This window comes from Rothia nasimurium, from assembly GCF_928391935.1.
In the GTDB taxonomy this organism is placed as follows: Bacteria; Actinomycetota; Actinomycetes; order Actinomycetales; family Micrococcaceae; genus Rothia; species Rothia nasimurium_D.
Window position 1 is genome coordinate 22,091 of the sequence record NZ_CAKMTD010000002.1, and the last position, 17,397, is coordinate 39,487.

General features: G+C 58.3%; 11 protein-coding genes. 5 read left to right on the forward strand and 6 right to left on the reverse strand.

Annotated features, from left to right (window positions below; all coding sequences use genetic code 11):
* Window positions 1-87 precede the first annotated feature (87 nt).
* Window positions 88-810 carry an MBL fold metallo-hydrolase gene (locus L7A15_RS03445; RefSeq protein WP_237200793.1) on the forward strand — a complete coding sequence of 241 codons (723 nt, stop codon included), beginning with the start codon at window positions 88-90 and terminating at the stop codon, window positions 808-810.
* Between the two features lie 166 nt (window positions 811-976).
* Here L7A15_RS03445 and L7A15_RS03450 read toward each other — a convergent pair whose 3' ends face one another.
* A complete protein-coding gene (locus L7A15_RS03450) occupies window positions 977-2,464 on the reverse strand; it encodes a hypothetical protein (protein ID WP_237187688.1) in 1,488 nt (495 codons plus the stop codon).
* Between the two features lie 62 nt (window positions 2,465-2,526).
* Between L7A15_RS03450 and L7A15_RS03455 the strand changes: the two genes are divergently transcribed.
* The 3 genes from L7A15_RS03455 (at window position 2,527) to L7A15_RS03465 (ending at window position 6,303) form a co-directional block, all read left to right on the forward strand.
* Entirely contained in the window at window positions 2,527-2,697 is a 171-nt protein-coding gene (locus L7A15_RS03455) for a bifunctional hydroxymethylpyrimidine kinase/phosphomethylpyrimidine kinase (protein WP_237187687.1), read from the forward strand.
* Between the two features lie 106 nt (window positions 2,698-2,803).
* Entirely contained in the window at window positions 2,804-4,519 is a 1,716-nt protein-coding gene (gene dld, locus L7A15_RS03460) for a D-lactate dehydrogenase (RefSeq protein WP_237208768.1), read from the forward strand.
* 158 nt (window positions 4,520-4,677) lie between these two features.
* The gene (locus tag L7A15_RS03465) at window positions 4,678-6,303 is read left to right on the forward strand and encodes an alpha/beta hydrolase (RefSeq protein WP_237208769.1); all 1,626 of its coding nucleotides are present in this window, start codon (window positions 4,678-4,680) and stop codon (window positions 6,301-6,303) included.
* Window positions 6,304-6,400: 97 nt separating this feature from the next.
* Here the strand turns inward: L7A15_RS03465 and L7A15_RS03470 are convergent, their stop codons facing one another.
* The 4 genes from L7A15_RS03470 to L7A15_RS03485 form a co-directional block, all read right to left on the reverse strand.
* A complete protein-coding gene (locus tag L7A15_RS03470) occupies window positions 6,401-8,110 on the reverse strand; it encodes a formate--tetrahydrofolate ligase (RefSeq protein ID WP_237208770.1) in 1,710 nt (569 codons plus the stop codon).
* 148 nt (window positions 8,111-8,258) lie between these two features.
* Window positions 8,259-8,888, reverse strand: coding sequence for a cation transporter (locus L7A15_RS03475; RefSeq protein ID WP_237208771.1), 630 nt, complete (start codon window positions 8,886-8,888; stop codon window positions 8,259-8,261).
* 93 nt (window positions 8,889-8,981) lie between these two features.
* Complete coding sequence (locus tag L7A15_RS03480; protein ID WP_237208772.1) at window positions 8,982-10,724, reverse strand: ABC transporter ATP-binding protein; 1,743 nt, start codon at window positions 10,722-10,724, stop codon at window positions 8,982-8,984.
* Window positions 10,717-12,372 (reverse strand): ABC transporter transmembrane domain-containing protein, encoded by a 1,656-nt coding sequence (locus L7A15_RS03485; RefSeq protein WP_237208773.1) that lies wholly within the window; start codon window positions 12,370-12,372, stop codon window positions 10,717-10,719. Before L7A15_RS03485 ends, L7A15_RS03480 begins: the two co-directional genes overlap by 8 nt.
* A gap of 343 nt (window positions 12,373-12,715) precedes the next feature.
* Between L7A15_RS03485 and L7A15_RS03490 the strand changes: the two genes are divergently transcribed.
* The gene (locus L7A15_RS03490) at window positions 12,716-15,319 is read left to right on the forward strand and encodes a DEAD/DEAH box helicase (protein ID WP_237208774.1); all 2,604 of its coding nucleotides are present in this window, start codon (window positions 12,716-12,718) and stop codon (window positions 15,317-15,319) included.
* A 108-nt stretch (window positions 15,320-15,427) separates the two neighbouring features.
* Here the strand turns inward: L7A15_RS03490 and L7A15_RS03495 are convergent, their stop codons facing one another.
* The gene (locus L7A15_RS03495) at window positions 15,428-17,386 is read right to left on the reverse strand and encodes a nuclease-related domain-containing DEAD/DEAH box helicase (protein WP_237187678.1); all 1,959 of its coding nucleotides are present in this window, start codon (window positions 17,384-17,386) and stop codon (window positions 15,428-15,430) included.
* Window positions 17,387-17,397 lie beyond the last annotated feature (11 nt).

The window sequence follows — 17,397 nt, forward strand, 5'->3', positions numbered from 1 at the left end:
CAGGTTCTGCTCAATTTCGGCACAAATTTGGGGCTATTTTGACCCTCACTTGGTCCAAACTCGATTACCCAACTTAGACTAGAAGGCATGAACGAGCTGAACACCACCCTCATTGTTGAGACACCAGCTGTCACAGTCCGCTCAATTGCGGTGTCAGAGATGAGTAACAACGTATACCTGCTCACTAACCGGGCAACCGGGGATCAGGTTCTAATCGACGCAGCTGATGACTTTGAAGCAATCAAGACCTTCGCCGCTGAGGCCCGCCAGGCAGATAGGTTCGTGGACGCAGGCCCAGCTGCCAAGCCTGCCGACGAAGGCGCTGCCGTCCGCGCTATCATCACCACCCATTCCCACTGGGACCATATCCGGGCCCTGCCCGAGGCTGTAGAAGCCTGGGACCCGGCCACCTACTGCGGAGCACCGGACGCCGCTGCCATTGCCGAGCAAGAAGGCGTAGAGGTAGAAGATCACCTGGCCGGTGGCGAGCGCCTAACTCTGGCAGGTATTGAGCTTGAGGTGATTGCCCTGCGGGGCCATACGCCGGGCTCTATTACCCTGGCCTTGCGGGTTCCTGCGGGCGCGGACGCCGGTGGGCGGGTTCTGCTCTTTACCGGGGATTCGCTCTTCCCGGGTGGGGTGGGTAAGACCTGGTCGCCTGAAGATTTTAAGCAGCTTTTTGCCGATGTGTCTGAGCGGATTTTTGATCGTTTTGGTGACGACACTGTGGTTCTGCCCGGCCACGGCGATTCGACGACCCTGGGGAATGAGCGTCCCCAGCTGCCCGAGTGGGAGGCGCGGGGCTGGTAAGGGGACTGCCTCGGACACGGGTTTTTGCTGGTTAGGCCTCTCCCGAAAATAGGCCGAGTATTTCGGCCTCTTCCCTTGTGGGGTGGATTAACTGAACCTGCGGAGCTCCAGCTTTGGGTGGGGCTCCGCAGGGTCAGTTATGGGTGGTAGCTTGGCCGGCTGTCAGCTAGGATGACTTGGCGCGGCGGGCTACCAGGAGGGCGCCTGCTGCCAGTACGAGCAGGCCGGCGACACCACCGAGAACCGCTGGGCCTGCGCCGGTGCGGGCCAGCTCAGCCCTGGGTGCCGTTGCCTGGGAGGCGGAGGCAGGATTTGCAGCTTTCTGAGTGTCGGTTGCGGCCCCGGTTGTACCGTTACCCTGGGTGACGGCGCCCTCGGACGCTGCTGGATCCGTAGTAGCTTCAGGTTCCGCACCGGGCTCTGCCGGGGCTGCAGATTCTGTGGGGGCAGGAGTCTGGGTTGGTTCGGGAGTTGCGGTAGCTACCCCCTGGCCGGTGTAGACAATAACGATGGACGCAGTTTCACTTGTACCGTCTGTATAGGTTATCTTCAGGTCAAAGGGGTACCGGTTCTCACCAGCTACAGCAGTCTTGGTATCGATGGCGTAGGAAATGTCACCTTCATTGTTGACCGTCAGGGTGATACCAGCAGGAGCGTTGAGCACTTCAAAGGTGGTGCCGTTGGGCTGGCCAACCTCAGTGCCGTCCAGGGTATCAAGGAAGAAGGCTTTAAAATTGCCGGTAGCTTCAGAACCAACTTTGGCGTCGCCTGACAAGAGGTATTCGTAGCGTTCATTGTAAGGAGTGGTTTGGAACCTATCTTCATTAGGGTCATAAATCACTACCCCATCAATGTCCTTTGTGGAACCGTCTGAGAAGGTGACCCGAACGGTGAAGGGGTACTCTGCGTACTCGGTGGGCACCTCGTTAAAGAGGAAGGCGATGAACCCATTCTCCGGGTTGATAGACATGCCGGGTTCAGTGGGGGCCTTGATGAGCTGGGCCTTTGCACCTGCAGGTAGGCCCTTAGTTTCTACGTTAGGGTCTTTCAGGTTGGTGTAGGTGGGTGAAAAACCGAAGTCGCGACCTGCCTCAAGGGTTGAAAAGATGTTGTCGCCAAAGTAGCTAATGTCGTAGGCGCTGGCCTCGGTGGGGAACTCAGCTTGCCCCAGGGTTAGGTTGACTGTGGTGGGGATAGTTGCCCCGCCGGGGAGGGTAACTGTCACCTCAAATTCCCCGGTAGCCCTTTGAGTAGCGCCCTGGGCCCATTCAGCGGTGACGATACCGGTTGCCGGGTCAATGGCTGCTGAAAAGTTTTCCCCAGTGACCCCGGTCAGAGCAAAAACTGTTCCGTCACCGAATTCGATTTTCTCGCCGGTTATGCCGAAGGTCCACAGCTCAGGAGTGTACTGGTACTTTTTGCCAGCTTCCAGGTTGTACCGCTGGCCAATGTAGATGAAATCAACGCCTTCCACAGCTACCACTGTGGAGGGCTCAGCAGTCGGGGTGGGGGTGCCAAGGACGGTCGGGCTGGGGGCTGGGGTTGAACTGGCGACTGGCGCTGAATCTTGCGCAAAAGCGGGAACCAGGGCCCCGCCAGCTAGGAGCAGGGTGGCACTTAGTCCAAGAGCTTGTGTGGTGGTCGCAGCTTTCATTGCTTCTTTCCTAGGTGTGAGTGTAATGGGGGTGAGCACCATGTTAGTGCCCTAGGCCTTGGGTGGACGTTCACTGGGAATTGTTACGCTGGGGAAGGTGGAATGACGAAGAACCCCGACTTGCCACCACCGCTACGCATGGGACGGGCTGTTCCCTCTCAGCGGCTCTCGCAACCCGGCTGGGGGCAGGTGACGGCCTGCCAGATACCCTGCCCTGCTTGACAGTGCCCTAGCCACCGCCGGAAGATAAAAGTGACCCTACCGAGACCTTCGGCACCCTCTCCCGGCGGTCGGCACCACTTCCGCTGACCGGGACAACAAGCAATAGAAAGACATGAGATGACTTCCTCTCAAGCGGCATCAGGCTCCCACCAGCAGGCCCTCGACGCCCTCACCGCAATTTTGGGCAAAGACAACGTTCTCACCGCAGAGCACGCAACAGCCCCCTTCAGTAAGGGCTATCGCTTTGGTGGTGGCCCCCTGTTCGCGGTGCTCAAGCCCACCACCCTCGTCCAGATGTGGAAGGCCCTGCAGGTCTGTGTTGACCACAATCTTATGGTCATTCCCCAGGCCTCCAACACCGGTCTGACCGGCGGCTCCGGCCCCGGCTTCCAGGACTACGATCGCCCCATCGTCCTGATGTCCACCCACCACATTAACCAGGTTCACCTGATTAACGACGCCCATGAGGCAATTTCCCTGGCAGGCACCACCCTGATTCAGCTAACGGACGCCCTAACCCCGCACGGCCGGGAGCCCCATTCAGTGATTGGGTCAACCTCTATCGGCGCCTCGGTGATTGGCGGTATCGCCAACAACTCCGGTGGCAGCCAGATCCGTAAGGGACCGGCCTTCACCCGCGAAGCTATCTTTGCCCGGGTTACCGACGAGGGTAAGGTTGAGCTGGTCAACCACCTGGGCATTTCCCTGGGTGATGACCCGGAGGTAGCCCTGGATAAGCTGCAGCGCGGTGATTGGTCCCCGGCGGACGTTACCCCCGCCCCCGAAGATACCAGCGAAACCGAATACGCTGAGCACCTGCGCAAGATTGAGCCAACCCCGGCCCGGTACAACTCAAACCCCAAATACCTTTTCGAAGCCTCCGGCTCAGCGGGCAAGATCCTCATTTTTGCAGTCCGAACCCGCACCTACCCGCTGGAGAAGAACCCCACCACTTTCTACATCGGCACCCATACCCCGCAGGAACTTGAGGGGATTCGCCGCCTCTTCCTGAGCGCTGATATGCCCCTGCCGATCGCCGCCGAATACATGGGTCGCACCGCCTTTGACCTGGCGGAAAAGTACGGCAAGGACACCTACGTCTTCCTCAAGCACCTGAGCCCCGCCGTCCAGACTAAACTTTTTGCGTTCAAGTCCTGGGCTAATAATCTCTTCAGCAAGGTTCCCGGCATTGGCCCGACCTTTGCTGATACTGTCTCTCAGAAGGCCTTTGACCTGATCCCCAGCCAGCTCCCCCAGCGTCTGCTTGACTACCGCCAGCGCTTTGAGCACCACCTCCAGCTCACCGTCAGTGCGGCCCAGGCGGCAGAAAGTGAAGCTATGCTCAAGGCCTTCTTTGCTGAAGAAGGCAATAGCGGCGATTTCTTTATCTGCACCCCGGACGAGGCCAAGAGCGCTACCCTCAACCGCTTCGGGGCAGCAAGCGCAGCTAACCGCTATGCAGCCATGAAGCGTAAGGAACTGGGCGAGCTGATCCCCATTGACGTTGCCCTGCGCCGGGACGACTGGGATTGGCTGGAAGTCCTGCCCCAGCACATCGCTGACCAGCTCGATACAGCAGCCTACTACGGCCATTTCTTCTGCCACGTCATGCACCAGGACTACGTCGCCAAGAAGGGCGTTGACCCCCACAAGCTGCATGATGATATCCAGGAGCTGCTGGAGGCCCGCGGGGCCAAGCTGCCGGCAGAACACAACTACGGCCGCCTCTACCACATGCCTGAGGACATGGTCGCCCACTTCAAGGAGATGGATCCTACCAACACCTTCAACGCGGGAATTGGCGGGACCTCCCCCAAGAAGAATTGGGCCTAGAGGGCTAATTCCGCCTGGAGGCGGGGGTCGGTTCACCCTTCCGGCTGATTACAAGAAACGGTCAGGTAACTAGAGTGGGTGGTATCAAGTGATACCACCCATTCCCATATCCAGCTGGCTCTGGGGCATACCCCTTGGCGAGGTGCCTGGGGCCAGCTATGAAAGAAGTGACCGTGTTCCTGTTCCGCCCACAACCCGCCCACCGACGCACCACCTTACTGACCACCGCCGTCCTGAGTGCCAGCACCCTGGCGCTAGCAGGCTGCAGCCTCAGTATCCCCTCAAACCAGCAGCCCACAGACCAGGCGCTTGCTCCTGCCGCCGACCGGGCGAACGGGGCCAGCTGGCAGCGGGAGAACTTTGAGAACTTCTACGACCAGAGCATCAGCTGGGGCGAATGCACCGCCGAGCACAGCGGCTTCTCACCCGAGAACGAAGAAATCTTGAAGGAAACCGGCTTTGACTATGCCAACTACGAGTGCGGAACCGTCACCGCCCCGCTGAACTGGGGAGATCCCGAGGACAACCGCACCGTCGAGCTGGCCGTCAGCCGTACTGTATCGACCGGGGGTAAGCAGCAGGTGCCCCTCTTCACCAACCCCGGTGGGCCCGGTATCGGCGGGATTCAGCACGCCATGTCACTGGCCACCGACCCGTCCTTTGCCCCCGTCCTGGAAAGTCACCAGCTCTGGGGTTTTGACCCCCGCGGTATCGGGGCCTCGTCCCCCGTCACCTGCGAGTCTGATTCTGAGGTGGCTGCCGTGCAGCTAGCCGAATGTGCCGCCAGCTCAGAGATTGCCAACTACATGGGTACCTCCCAGGTAGCCCGCGACATGGAGCTTCTACGATCCTTGGCAGGCGGCGAGCGCCTGGATTACCTGGGCTACTCCTACGGCACCATGCTGGGGGCCACCTACGCCACCCTCTTCCCCGAGAAGGCAGGACGTATGGTGCTCGACTCGGCTGAAAACGCCCAGTGGGGGGCTCTGACCCACAACTTTGACCAGATGGTGGCGGTAGCTAAGGCTGTTGGTGCCCTGGCTGATAGCTGCTCTGACCTCACCACCTCAGACGGTGCGACCGTGACCTGCCCCTTCACCAGCGAGCGCGAGATGCTGGACTACCAGAAGTCCCTGACGGACAAGCCCCTGGTGGCCAGCGACGGCACCGAGATTACCGGTTCGGAGCTGCGGGATTACCTGACCAGCCAGCTCTACGGGCCGGACGTCATGCGGGGAGACGGCCTGGACCTGCTAGGCAGGGCCAAGGGCGGGGACCAAGGCGCTGTGGACGAGCTGGCCCAGGCTATTGCCGGTAACAGCGCGGAGATTGATACGGCAGGCCAGCTGGTAGTGTGCCCGTCCAAGCCGAAGACTCCGGACGTTGAGGCCCTGCTGGCTCATATGAAGCAGGTGGGCGTGCCTGAGTTTATCGGCGGCCCTGAGCTGACCGATGAGGTGCTGGCTGAGTTTACCGAGTTTGATTGCGCGGTCCTGCCTGGCACCGGCACTGATATTACGACCTCTTTTGATGCTTCCAAGGTTTCAACTGACCTGCTGGTTATTGGTATTACTGGCGACCATGCCACCCCCTATCAGCATGGCAAGGAGCTGGCTCGTCAGCTGGGGAAGGCGTCCTTTGTGACGCTGGAGGGGACGGGCCACGGGGCGTCCTTCTCTGGCCGCTCTACCTGCGTTGATGAGCTGGCGACTGCCTACCTGGTGGAGGGGATCGTGCCTAAGGACGGTACGGTGTGCCAGCCGGACGCCCCCGAACAGCAGTAACCTCCCCCTTAAGCGACTAGGTACCATTTAAATCGGAAAAACCCACCTGGCTGGTGGGTTTTTCTGATTTAGGTGGTACCTACTGTTTAAGGGCGGGTTAGAAGAGGCCGACCATGGTGCCGTTTTCGTCAAATCCGATCCGCTCGGCAGCCGGGGACTTGGCCAGACCCGGCATGGTACGCATAGTGCCGCAAATCGCGTAGACGTAACCAGCACCAGCTGCCAGGCGCACCTCGCGCACAGGCAGGGTCCAGCCGGTCGGGGCCCCCTTGAGAGCAGGGTCAGCCGAAATCGACAGGTGGGTCTTGGCAATGACGACCGGCAGGTTACCGTAGCCTAGCTCCTCGTAGCGGGCCAGCTGCTTGGCGGCAGCCGGGGCGACCTCAATGCCGTCCGCCCCGTAGACCTTGGTGGCCACCTTCTCAATCTTGGTGGTCAGGCTGTCGTCGTCCTCGTAGGTGTAGGTCAGGTTGCTGACGTCGTCGCAGGCGGCGGCGACGGCGTCCGCCAGCTCGGTCACGCCCTTGCCGCCCTCGGCGACGCCACGGTGAATCGCCACGCGAGCGCCAGCCTCTTCAGCAATACGGCGGATGGTCTCGTGTTCTGACTCGAAATCGGTGGGGAAGGCGTTAATGGCAACCACCGGTTGCACGCCGAAGGAGCGCACAATCTCGATGTGCTTGAGCAGGTTAGCGGCGCCTGCCTCGACGTCCCCGGTGTTCTCTGCCAGCAGGCCCTCGGGCAGGGGCTTGCCGGGCACGATCTTGTAGCGGCCCGAGTGGGACTTGAGGGAGCGGACGGTGACGACCAGGACGGCGGCGTCCGGCTTGAGACCGGAGACGCGGCACTTGACGTTGAAGAAGCGCTCCGCACCCATGTCTGCGCCGAAGCCGGCCTCGGTAATCACATAGTCGGCGTGTTCCAGGCCAACGTAGTCAGCGACGACCGAGGAGTTGCCGGTGGCGATATTGCCGAAGGGGCCAGCGTGGATCAGGGCGGGGGTCTTCTCGAGTGTCTGGAGCAGGTTGGGGTTGATAGCGTCAGCCAGGATGACGGCCATGGATCCGTCTGCCTTGAGGTCGGCTGCGGTGACGGGATCACCGTCGACGTTGAGGCCGATCACGATCTTGGCCAGGCGCTGTTGCAGGTCTTCGAAGCTGGTGGAGAGGGACAGGATCACCATAATTTCGCTAGCTGAGGTGATGTCGAAGCCGGTTTCGCGGGGGACGCCGTCCATTCGCTCGCCCAGGCCAACGACGATGTTTCGCAGGGAGCGGTCGTTCATGTCAATGACGCGGCGCCAGGTGATGGCGCGGGTATCGATGCGCAGCTCGTTGCCATGATGCAGGTGGTTGTCGATCATGGCGGCCAGCAGGTTGTGGGCTGCGGTGACGGCGTGGAAGTCGCCGGTCAGGTGCAGGTTGAGCTTCTCCATGGGGACGATCTGGGAGTAGCCGCCGCCTGCCGCGCCGCCCTTGATGCCGAAGGTAGGGCCCATGGAGGGCTGACGGAGGGTCAGCATGGCCTTGCGGCCGGTGGCTGCCATGCCTTGGGCGAGGGAGACTGAGGTTGCGGTCTTGCCCTCACCGAGGGGGGTGGGGGTAACGGCGGTGACGACGATGTACTTGGAGCCGCGGGCCAGGGCCTTTTCTGCGGTGGTGTCGTCGGTCAGTTGCACCTTGGCGACGTACTTGCCGTAGGGTTCTAGGCGGTTTTCGTCGATGCCTGATGCGGTTGCGATCTCGGTAATCGGTTGCAGGGTTGCTGCCTGTGCGATTTCGAGGTCGGAGGGGAAGGGCTTGCTCATGGAGACTTCCTCACTTTTGGGGGTTACTGCCGCTTCTAGTGTAGTGGCCCAGGCCACCTTTGGGTAGTATTTTCCCTGGTGGACTCCCAGATTTTCTCCCTGTCAGTGACGAGCCATCTACCTGCTGTTTCTCTGGCCCCGCCGGGTGTTAGTCGTCGTCAAAGTCACCGGCTAGGGCCTTGGCTGCCAGCGATTCTTCGTGGGCGGTTTCCCATACTTCCTTGGCTGCGCCCAGGTTCAGTATCAGAATCAGGGCACCTAGTATCAGGTCTGGCCAGCCCGTTCCCGTCCAGAGGGTGAGGCCAGCCATGAGGATAATCGCGATGTTGACCACCACATCATTTCTGGCGGCAAGAAAGGCAGCCTGAGTGAGCGACCCCGCACCGGTGCGGAATCGAGCCAGAATTAGAGTGCAGATCAGGTTAACCACCACAGCGCCGCCTGCGGTAACGAACAGGGTGAACGCATCGGGGGCGTCCGGATCCGGGAATTTCGTTGCGATTTGCCAAACAGCAGCTACGGCGGGCAGAAGAATAATCACAGCGGATGCCTTGCCCGCCCGCGCCTGCCAGGTCAGCGACCAGCCCAGGGCGATTGCAATGAGAGTATTGACCGCGAAATCCTCGAAGAAGTCTACACTGTCGGCCAGCAGGCTGACCGAGCCAATGGCCAGGGCGATAGCTCCCTCGATGAAGAAGTAGGCCAGGTTGAGACCGGCAACGAGCAGGACGGCGCGGCGCAGGCGGGCGGGGTCGATTAGGGGCTTAGATGAACTCACTAGTCTAGATTAGCACCACCCCGCCCGGGGTATCGGGCGGGGCGGCTTAGTCAGAGCAAGTAAGACCCAGACGGCTTAGACCTGTGAGGTTTCTTAGGCGCGGGCAAAGATTTCTGCCGGAGCCCCCTCTGCAACCAGCTCACCGTTTTCCAGGAGCACGGCCCGGTCAGCCAGTGAGGCAATGCGGGCATCGTGGGAGATGATGATGACGGCCCGGCCCTGCATCACCGCGGCCAGGGACTGGCGGGCGTCGGCCAGTTCCAGCTGGGTGGTGGATTCATCCAGAATCACCGCCTGGGGGTTGGCTACCACAATGCGGGCCAGGCCCAGCTGTTGAATCTGGTCGCGGGTCAGGACGCTGTTGGTTCCGCCCACCTGGGTTGCGAGCCCTTCGGGGAGGTCCTCAGCCCAGGTTGCGCCGACGGCGTGCAGGGCTGAGAGGATTTCAGCCTCGCTGGCGTCTGGGGCTGCTACCTGCATGTTTTCGGCCAGGGTTCCGACGAAGACGTGGGCCTCCTGGGTGCAGATGAGCAGGGTGGGGCGTCCGTCCTCCCCGGCCTGGGTGGGGTAGAGCCCGTTGCCGACCAGGTGCCTGCCGACCCGCACCGTCCCCGAATCGGCTGTGAGCGACCCGGCAATCAGGCGAGCCAGGGTGGTCTTACCCGAACCGGAGCGTCCTACCAGGGCGAGCGTCTCCCCTGCCGCCAGTTGCAGGTCTACCCCCTTAATGACAGGGGCAGCCGGGTCGTACCCGTAGGTCACACCCTGTAGGTCGATGACCGGGGCGGACGCCCCCAGATCCAGCAGGTGCGTCGGGGCAGGTGCCTGCCCGGCGGCTCGTCGGGCCTGCTGCTGGTTCGACAGGTCAATGACGCCAAAGACACGGCCCATGGTGACGGTCATTTCGCGCAGGCGGTCAAGCCAGAAGGTGAAGATATCTGAGTTAACGCGCATGGTGAAGAGCATGATGGAGGCGGTTGCAACGTCGCCCCAGGTCGCCCAACCCTGCTCCACGCAGTAGGCACCCCAGACCATGGAGAGAACCAGGGGTAGGAAGGAGTTGAAAGCGTCCACGGCCCAGAAGATGGAGCGCACCATCACCATGCGGTCGCTGACCTCAAAGGTTTTCCAGATTCGTTCATCCTGCACCCGGGTGCGGGCCTCACTGATACCCAGTTCAGCAACGGTTCCCGCCCCGCGAATGTTTTCGGTTGCTACCACGGTCAGGTCGCTGACCGCCTCGGTCTTTTCCCGGGTGAGCGTGGCAATTCGGGGTAGGAAAATCGAGAGCACTATGGTCATCACGATAAACAGGGGTACAGTGACGAGCCCAATGGCCGGGTTGACCGTGAAGATAGTAGCCGCCGTAATCAGCATGTAGACGCTGATGTGGGCGAATTCCGGCAGGCCGGTGGCCAGCACCTGGCGGACACTGTCGACGTCGTCGGTCAGGCGGGCTACCAGGTCGCCAGAGCCGGCGTCCTCAACGGTCTGGGCGTCCAGCTGTAGGGAGGCCCCGACCAGGTCAATGCCCAGGTCGCGGTTGAGGCGCACACCCATTTTCTGGCCCTGGAAGGTCCAGGCGCGGGCCAGCAGGGCCCCGGCGACCACAGCACAGCCAATGACCGCCAACTCGGCCCAGGGGTAGCCGGTCAGCTGCCCGGTGGTAGCCCGGTCAATCAGCTGCCCCACCATAATGGGGGTCACCAGGGTCGCGATAGAGCTGGAGACGAACAGGAGAACCAGCAGGGCCAGCTGCCAGGGTGTTTTGAGAATCGAGAGGGTCAGCAACCGCCAGGTAGTTTTACCATCGGTAATGGGGAGGAGGTTAGCCACGGGCCTCACCTGCTTTCAGTCGTCGCTCAACCTCCATGGTGGTTGAGACCAGGTAAATCTGGCGGATGTGTTCGAGGGGGCCGGGCTGGCCCGTATGGGTTTCGAGCTGGTTCAAGATGAACTTCTGGCTGGGTTCGTCCACCGAGTTCAGCGGTTCGGTGAGCACCAGCACGGACGCCGGCTGGGCCAGTGCCCGGGCCAGAGCCAGGCGTTGCCGCTGGCCACCAGAAAGGTTGGTACCTTCTGAGGTCAGGGTGCTGGCCAGGTACTTTTCGGGGTCGCGGCCACCCAGGCGGAAGGCGATTTCTTCAGAGTCGGTGAGCTTGAGCAGCTCAATCATGTGCTCCCGACCCAGCCCCTCGGTGCCCAGTTGTAGGTGCTCGGCCAGGGTACCGGCGAAAATCATGGGGTTGGGTTCAGAAAGAAGCACGCGCTCGCCCCCGAAAAGGACGCCCGCCGCCCGCTCCCCGCCCGGGACAGGGCGAGCTTGGCGCAGAGCTTCTGTCAGGGCTTCGGCGTAGTCCTGGGCGGGTAGGCCAAGTTCGCGCGGGTTGATGTAGTGGACTGCGGCGGTGGCCCGGGGGACCTCAACCTGCACCTGGCTGCCCTCGAGAAGATCAGCCGGGGCGGGGGCGTCCTGACCCTCTACCTGAGAGTTACCCTCAACCTCAGCCGCAAGTCTATCTACACGCTTGAGGGCAACACGGGCATTGCGCCAGGAGAAGAGCAGCATTTCCACTGACCAGATGGGCCCGGTCAGGGTGTTAATCAAACCCACCACCGTGACCAGCTGGCCAGCGGGAACCTCGGTGATCCAAGTACCTTCGGGGGCTGCCCCGCGCAGGGCCAGGGCAATCACCACCCAGGTCACGGTACCGACCAGCAGGTTGCGCACCGCATAGGACCAGGTCTGCACGCTCTCCAGGCGAATCTGGGAGGTGTAAACGTCCTGGGCTGTTTCCCCGTAGCGGTCCATCATGCGGCGCTGGGCCCCCAGGCCCAAGATAGTACGGATTGAGGAGGCAATGTCAGAGGCCCGGGAGGTAGACTGGCCCACTTTGTCGCGGAAGACGTCCGCGTGCTTCTCCAGCAGCTTGGAAATCCAGGTGAGGGTCAGCATGGTTAGAATCAAGCCACCCAAACTCACTACCGCAATCGCCGGGCTAATGCGCCAGAGCTGCCAGGTGCCCAGGGCGGTCACGCCCACCGCAGAAAAAGCCAGAATCATGGGCTGCCACATCTGGGCCATAGCCCGGGCATCCTTATTCAAAATGGCGATGAGGGCACCGGTATCGCGGTTGGGGCTGCGGGAAATCAGGTGGGCTATGTAGAGTCGCCAGTCCCGCTCAATGCGGGCCACCACCCTAAACGTGATACCCCAGCCCACGAACTCAACCAGCGACAGGTAAACCACCACGCCCACCAGGATCCAGACTAGTCGCCAGGCACCTGCCTCATCACCTGAGGTGTGCAAGTCGATAATCGTGCCCACCAGAACCGGCAGGAAAACCAGGGCCAGGGAGGTCAAAATATCAAGGGGGAAGGGCAGGAAGAAGAGGGGGCGCCAGCGGAAGGACGGCGGGGCAATACGGAACTTAACTTTTTCTCGGGGGGTCTTGGTCTTTTTCTCGTCAGTTATCTCAGCCATGCGGCTACTCTCTCAGCGTGTGTGCGTGTGTAAAGTCTTCGTGGGGAAACCCGCAGGGCATAAAAATACCTACCGGGGCTCGTTACATCCCAGTAGGTTGGTCAAAGGTCTGGCGCTTAAGGACCCAGCGTGCCGGCTGATCCGAAAGAGGCGAGCGCACCTAGGCCTTGCTACCCACGGGGAGGCTGGTGAAAGAAATAGGATTGTTATTCATTTCTGCGGCCTCCTTTCGTGAGCTAGTTATGCGGTTAAGTCTGTGATCCACTCTAGACCATGTCGGGCAGGTTTGACAAGCGTCACACTGAGTTTTTATCGCGGGGTGTCTACTAGACTAGTTAACATCATGAAGATTCTTCAGCACCTCTCCCCTTCACTTGCCGATTCCACCAAGCGCTACTTCCGTGGTGATTTTGCCTCCAACCCGCTGACGGGCGAAGAAGCCTACGAGGCTTTTACCGACTGGATTGCCAGCCGGGGCATGGAGCTTTACCCGGCCCAGGACGAAGCTGTGCTTGAGTTGGCGGCGGGCAATAACGTCATTCTGGCTACCCCCACCGGGTCGGGTAAGTCGACGGTGGCGGTGGCAGCCCACTTTATGGGCCTGGCGTCGGGCCAGCGCTCCTACTACACCGCCCCCATTAAGGCCCTGGTGTCTGAAAAGTTCTTTGATCTCTGTGAGATTTTTGGGGCTGAGAACGTGGGTATGGTGACCGGCGATTCGTCCATTAACGCTGACGCCCCTATTGTCTGCTGTACTGCCGAGATTCTGGCCAATGTGGTCTTACGGGAGGGTGAGGGCGCTGACCTGACCCAGGTAGTCATGGACGAGTTCCATTTCTATTCTGACCCCCAGCGCGGGTGGGCCTGGCAGGCTCCCCTACTTGATCTGCCGCAGGCCCAGTTCCTGCTCATGAGCGCGACCCTGGGCGATACCAGCCGCTTCGAAAAGGAACTGACGGAACTCACCGGCCGCGCGACCGTCCTTGTCACCAGCGAAACCCGGCCCATTCCGCTCAACTATTCCTACTCCCGCGAACCCCTGGTTGAGAAGGTGGACGAACTGGTGTCCACCCACCAGGCCCCGGTCTACATTGTGCATTTCTCCCAGCTTCAGGCCATTGATACAGCCGCTTCCCTCATGAGCCTGGCTATTGCCTCTAAGGAGGAGAAGGAGCGTATCAACGAGCTGACGGCTGGCTTCCGCTACTCGGCGGGCTTTGGTAAGCAGCTGCAGAAGTACATCAAGAACGGGATCGGTATTCACCACGCCGGTATGCTGCCCAAGTACCGCCGCCTGGTCGAGCAGCTGGCCCAGGCGGGCCTGCTCAAGGTAATCTGCGGTACCGACACCCTGGGCGTCGGCATCAACGTGCCCATTCGTACCGTCCTGATTACTGCCCTATCAAAGTTTGACGGGCAGCGCACTCGTCGCCTCAAGTCCCGTGAGTTCCACCAGATTGCAGGACGCGCAGGCCGGGCGGGCTTTGACACGGCCGGGTATGTGGTGGTTCAGGCCCCCGAACACGAGATTGAGAACGACCGGCTTGAGGCCAAGGCCCGGGAGAAGTTCAATGGGGACGAGAAGAAGATGGCCCAGTCCCTGCGCGGCAAAAAGAAGAAGGCCCCCGAGGGGTTTGTAGCTTGGAGTGAGAAGACCTTTGAGCAGATTATTGCCGCAGAGCCTGAGCCGCTGACCTCGTCCTTCCAGCTGACCCACTCCATGTTGTTGAATATGCTGCAGCGGGAGGCTGACCCCTTTGAGACGGTCATGCTCTTTTTGACGGCCAACCATGAGACGCCGATTAAGCAGCGGGCCCTGAAACGTAAGGCCATTGGTATTTACCGGGAGTTGCTCAACGGGGGTGTGGTGGAGCGCCTGCCGGAGCCCGACGAGTTCGGCCGCACCGTGCGACTGACCGTCTCGCTGCAGGAGAACTTTGCCCTGAACCAGCCGCTCTCCCCCTTCGCCCTGGCTTCACTGTCCCTTTTGGATATGGAGTCAGAGTCTTATGCCCTGGACGCTGTTTCGGTGATTGAGTCTACCCTGGAGAAGCCCCGCCAGGTGCTGATTGGCCAGGAGAAGAAGGCTAAGGGTGAGGCCCTGGCTGAGATGAAGGCTGAGGGGCTGGACTACAACGAGCGTATGGCTGAGCTGGATAAGATCACCTACCCGCAGCCCCTGGCTGACCTGCTAGAACAGGCCTTTGAGACCTATTCGGCGGGTGCTCCTTTTATGAAGGAGTTTGAGGTTGAGCCTAAGAGCGTGGTGCGCGATATGTATGAGCGGGCCATGGGCTTTGGTGATTATGTGCAGTACTACGGTTTGGAGCGCTCTGAGGGTATTTTGCTGCGCTACCTGTCAGACGCCTATAAGGCCCTGCGTCAGACTGTGCCCCTGTCTGCCCTGGCGGATGAGCTGACCGACGTGATTGAGTGGCTGGGTGAGGTTATTCGTCAGACTGACTCGTCCCTGGTAGATGAGTGGGAGCGACTGGCTGCTGGCGAGGAGGGCACCCCGGTTCAGGATTCTTTGGAAGAGTTGGTGGCTGAGTCTGCGCCCAAGGTAACGGATAACGTCCGTGCCTTTAAGGTGATGGTGCGTAATGCCTTGTTCCGCCGGGTGGAGTTGTTTGCGGACGAGCGCGACCGCCTGTTGGGCGAGCTGGACGGTGAGCGTTCGGGTTGGGACGCCGACCGCTGGGCTGAGGCCATGGATGATTACTTTGATGAGTATGAGGATATCTTTACGGACGCTGAGGCCCGCTCCCCGCGTCTGATTGAGATTGATGACGACACGGCCCAGCACCCCGGGGTGTGGAAGGTGCGTCAGATCTTTGCTGACCCTGACGACAACCACGATTTTGGGATTGTAGCCCGGGTCGACCTAGCCGCCTCCGACGAGGAAGGTGCGCCCGTCGTGCTGATTGAAAGCGTGGGAGCTTTCTAAGCCAGCCAATGCTGGAAGCCTTGGAGTGCTTTAAAGACAGTGTGACACCTTCTTCCAGATGAGTGAATGGATAACGCGCAACTGGAAGAAGGGGAACACTGAATTTATTTATTTTTTAATTTCAAGCATTTCACAAACTTTATCTATTTCGCCACGTATGAGATTTAACTGAACCTCCGTAAGAGTTTGAGTAAACTTCAATAGAAATTCTTGAAACTCAGAGTTCTCTTTGGCTTGAACATCCATGATTACCCTAGTTCCCCCCAGGGATCTAGACAGGGCAATAAATGGAGCTGTTTTAGTAAGCGCAGTTGAGGCTGCTTCGTAGTTTGGACTACTCTTAGGTAAAGTGACTCTGAAAAGATTTGGCAGAATCAGCAACACCCTCTCAGCCTCGAGACCACGAGAAGAATGTGCGGTGGTAACCACCACTGCCTTTGCGGGCCTCGTCGCTTTTCGATTATCTTTTGTAAAATAATCGACATAAGCTATTTGCATTTCTTTAAGAACTTGGATGACTTGATACCAATACTTCTTACCCTCCCCATAAGAAGGAATCACAATCATTAAATCGTTGTCTTTACCAAGACTTGCTAGATATATCAACTCCTCAGCAATAGCCTGCCTTAATTCACTGACAAAAAAAGTTTCATTTGTGTAGTTAAACCGCAAGTAAGCATTAAGAGGTTTTGTTAAAATTTTCTTTTGCGACCCATTACTAACTATACTCAAAAGTTCAGGGTCGCTCATTGTATACTTCCCCAAACTAATTTTGAAGAATTTTTTTACTGCGTACTTTACCCTGTCCTCAGCAGTGTAAGAATCATTTGAATCCTTTGCAGTTTCAAATAAGCTTTGAGCAAAGGTGGAATCTCTATACCCAGTATCATCTGCCCCTGCGTTTCTTCTTAATCTTACATACGTTTCCGGATCTTTTTTAGAAATCACTTCTTGAATCACCTTGGGGGTCGCTCCATACAGTTGTTGCCCCTCCCCGTACGCATAAAAAATCTCTGCATTAGGTGAGAACATAAATTTTAATGGCTCTGAAATATCCCAATTCTTACCCCCATATTTATCATATTGGAATAGATCCTGAGATTCATCGATACAGACAGTTTCAAATACTTCTCTAAATGACGTTCTGAAGGCAGGGTCACTCAACTGCTGTCTTAATTGATAAATTCCTGCTACAATAATTTTATTTTTAATCTCTTCTGGGATTTTCTCTGAATATTCGATCTCTGACCGAATGCTTGCTGCTAATGTATTATTAAATGTTAAATACAGACATTTACGCCCAGATCCTGCATGGTTCACTAATACATCGATTAGCGCCTGAGTTTTTCCCGTCCCAGGAAATCCATCAATAACAACTGCCCCTCTATTACCTGGGACCGTAAACTTTCGGACCGAGTCTTTTCTAGCGCCTCTAGCACCAATTTTAAACTGCTTGATTCGCGGCTCCGGAAATACTTCCACAGAACCAAATAGTTTGGCAGCCATGTCTTCTACATCGCTATACTCTATTTGATTTTTACTGGGCGATTTACCATAGGGTGGGAAAAGAGAAATATGCTTTAACCGTTGCAAGAATCGGTCTGAATCACTCAAATCTTCTTTAAAGATCATCGAATCAGCCTGATCCAACAAACCTACGAACTTTCCTTCATTACCAAATTTTTTAATAAATTCAGAACGTAGAATATTTGGAAATGCAGCAGTAGAAATAATCCAAGGTTCTTTGCCGAATTTATCTAAGAATTTCTGCCGCAAAGGAAACGACGCTTTATTGGCTTGACGAACCGGATGCTGAGCGTACCGCTGATCTGCAAACTTGCAAGATGTAAGTGTAAATTCTTGAATAAGGTTAATTGGCTTAGATTTCACTTCAATAAGATAGGGGTGCTCCATTGCCGGAACCATCAGAAAAGTATCAATTTCAGGTACACCCGTTAAGTTTATCCCATACCAAACAGATGCATCGCTCGGCAGTAGTTGATCTAACCTCCTAGCAAACTCTTTTTCTCCTCGATTTTTTGGATACTCACTTTTAGTGACAACCATATGGCCGTCCC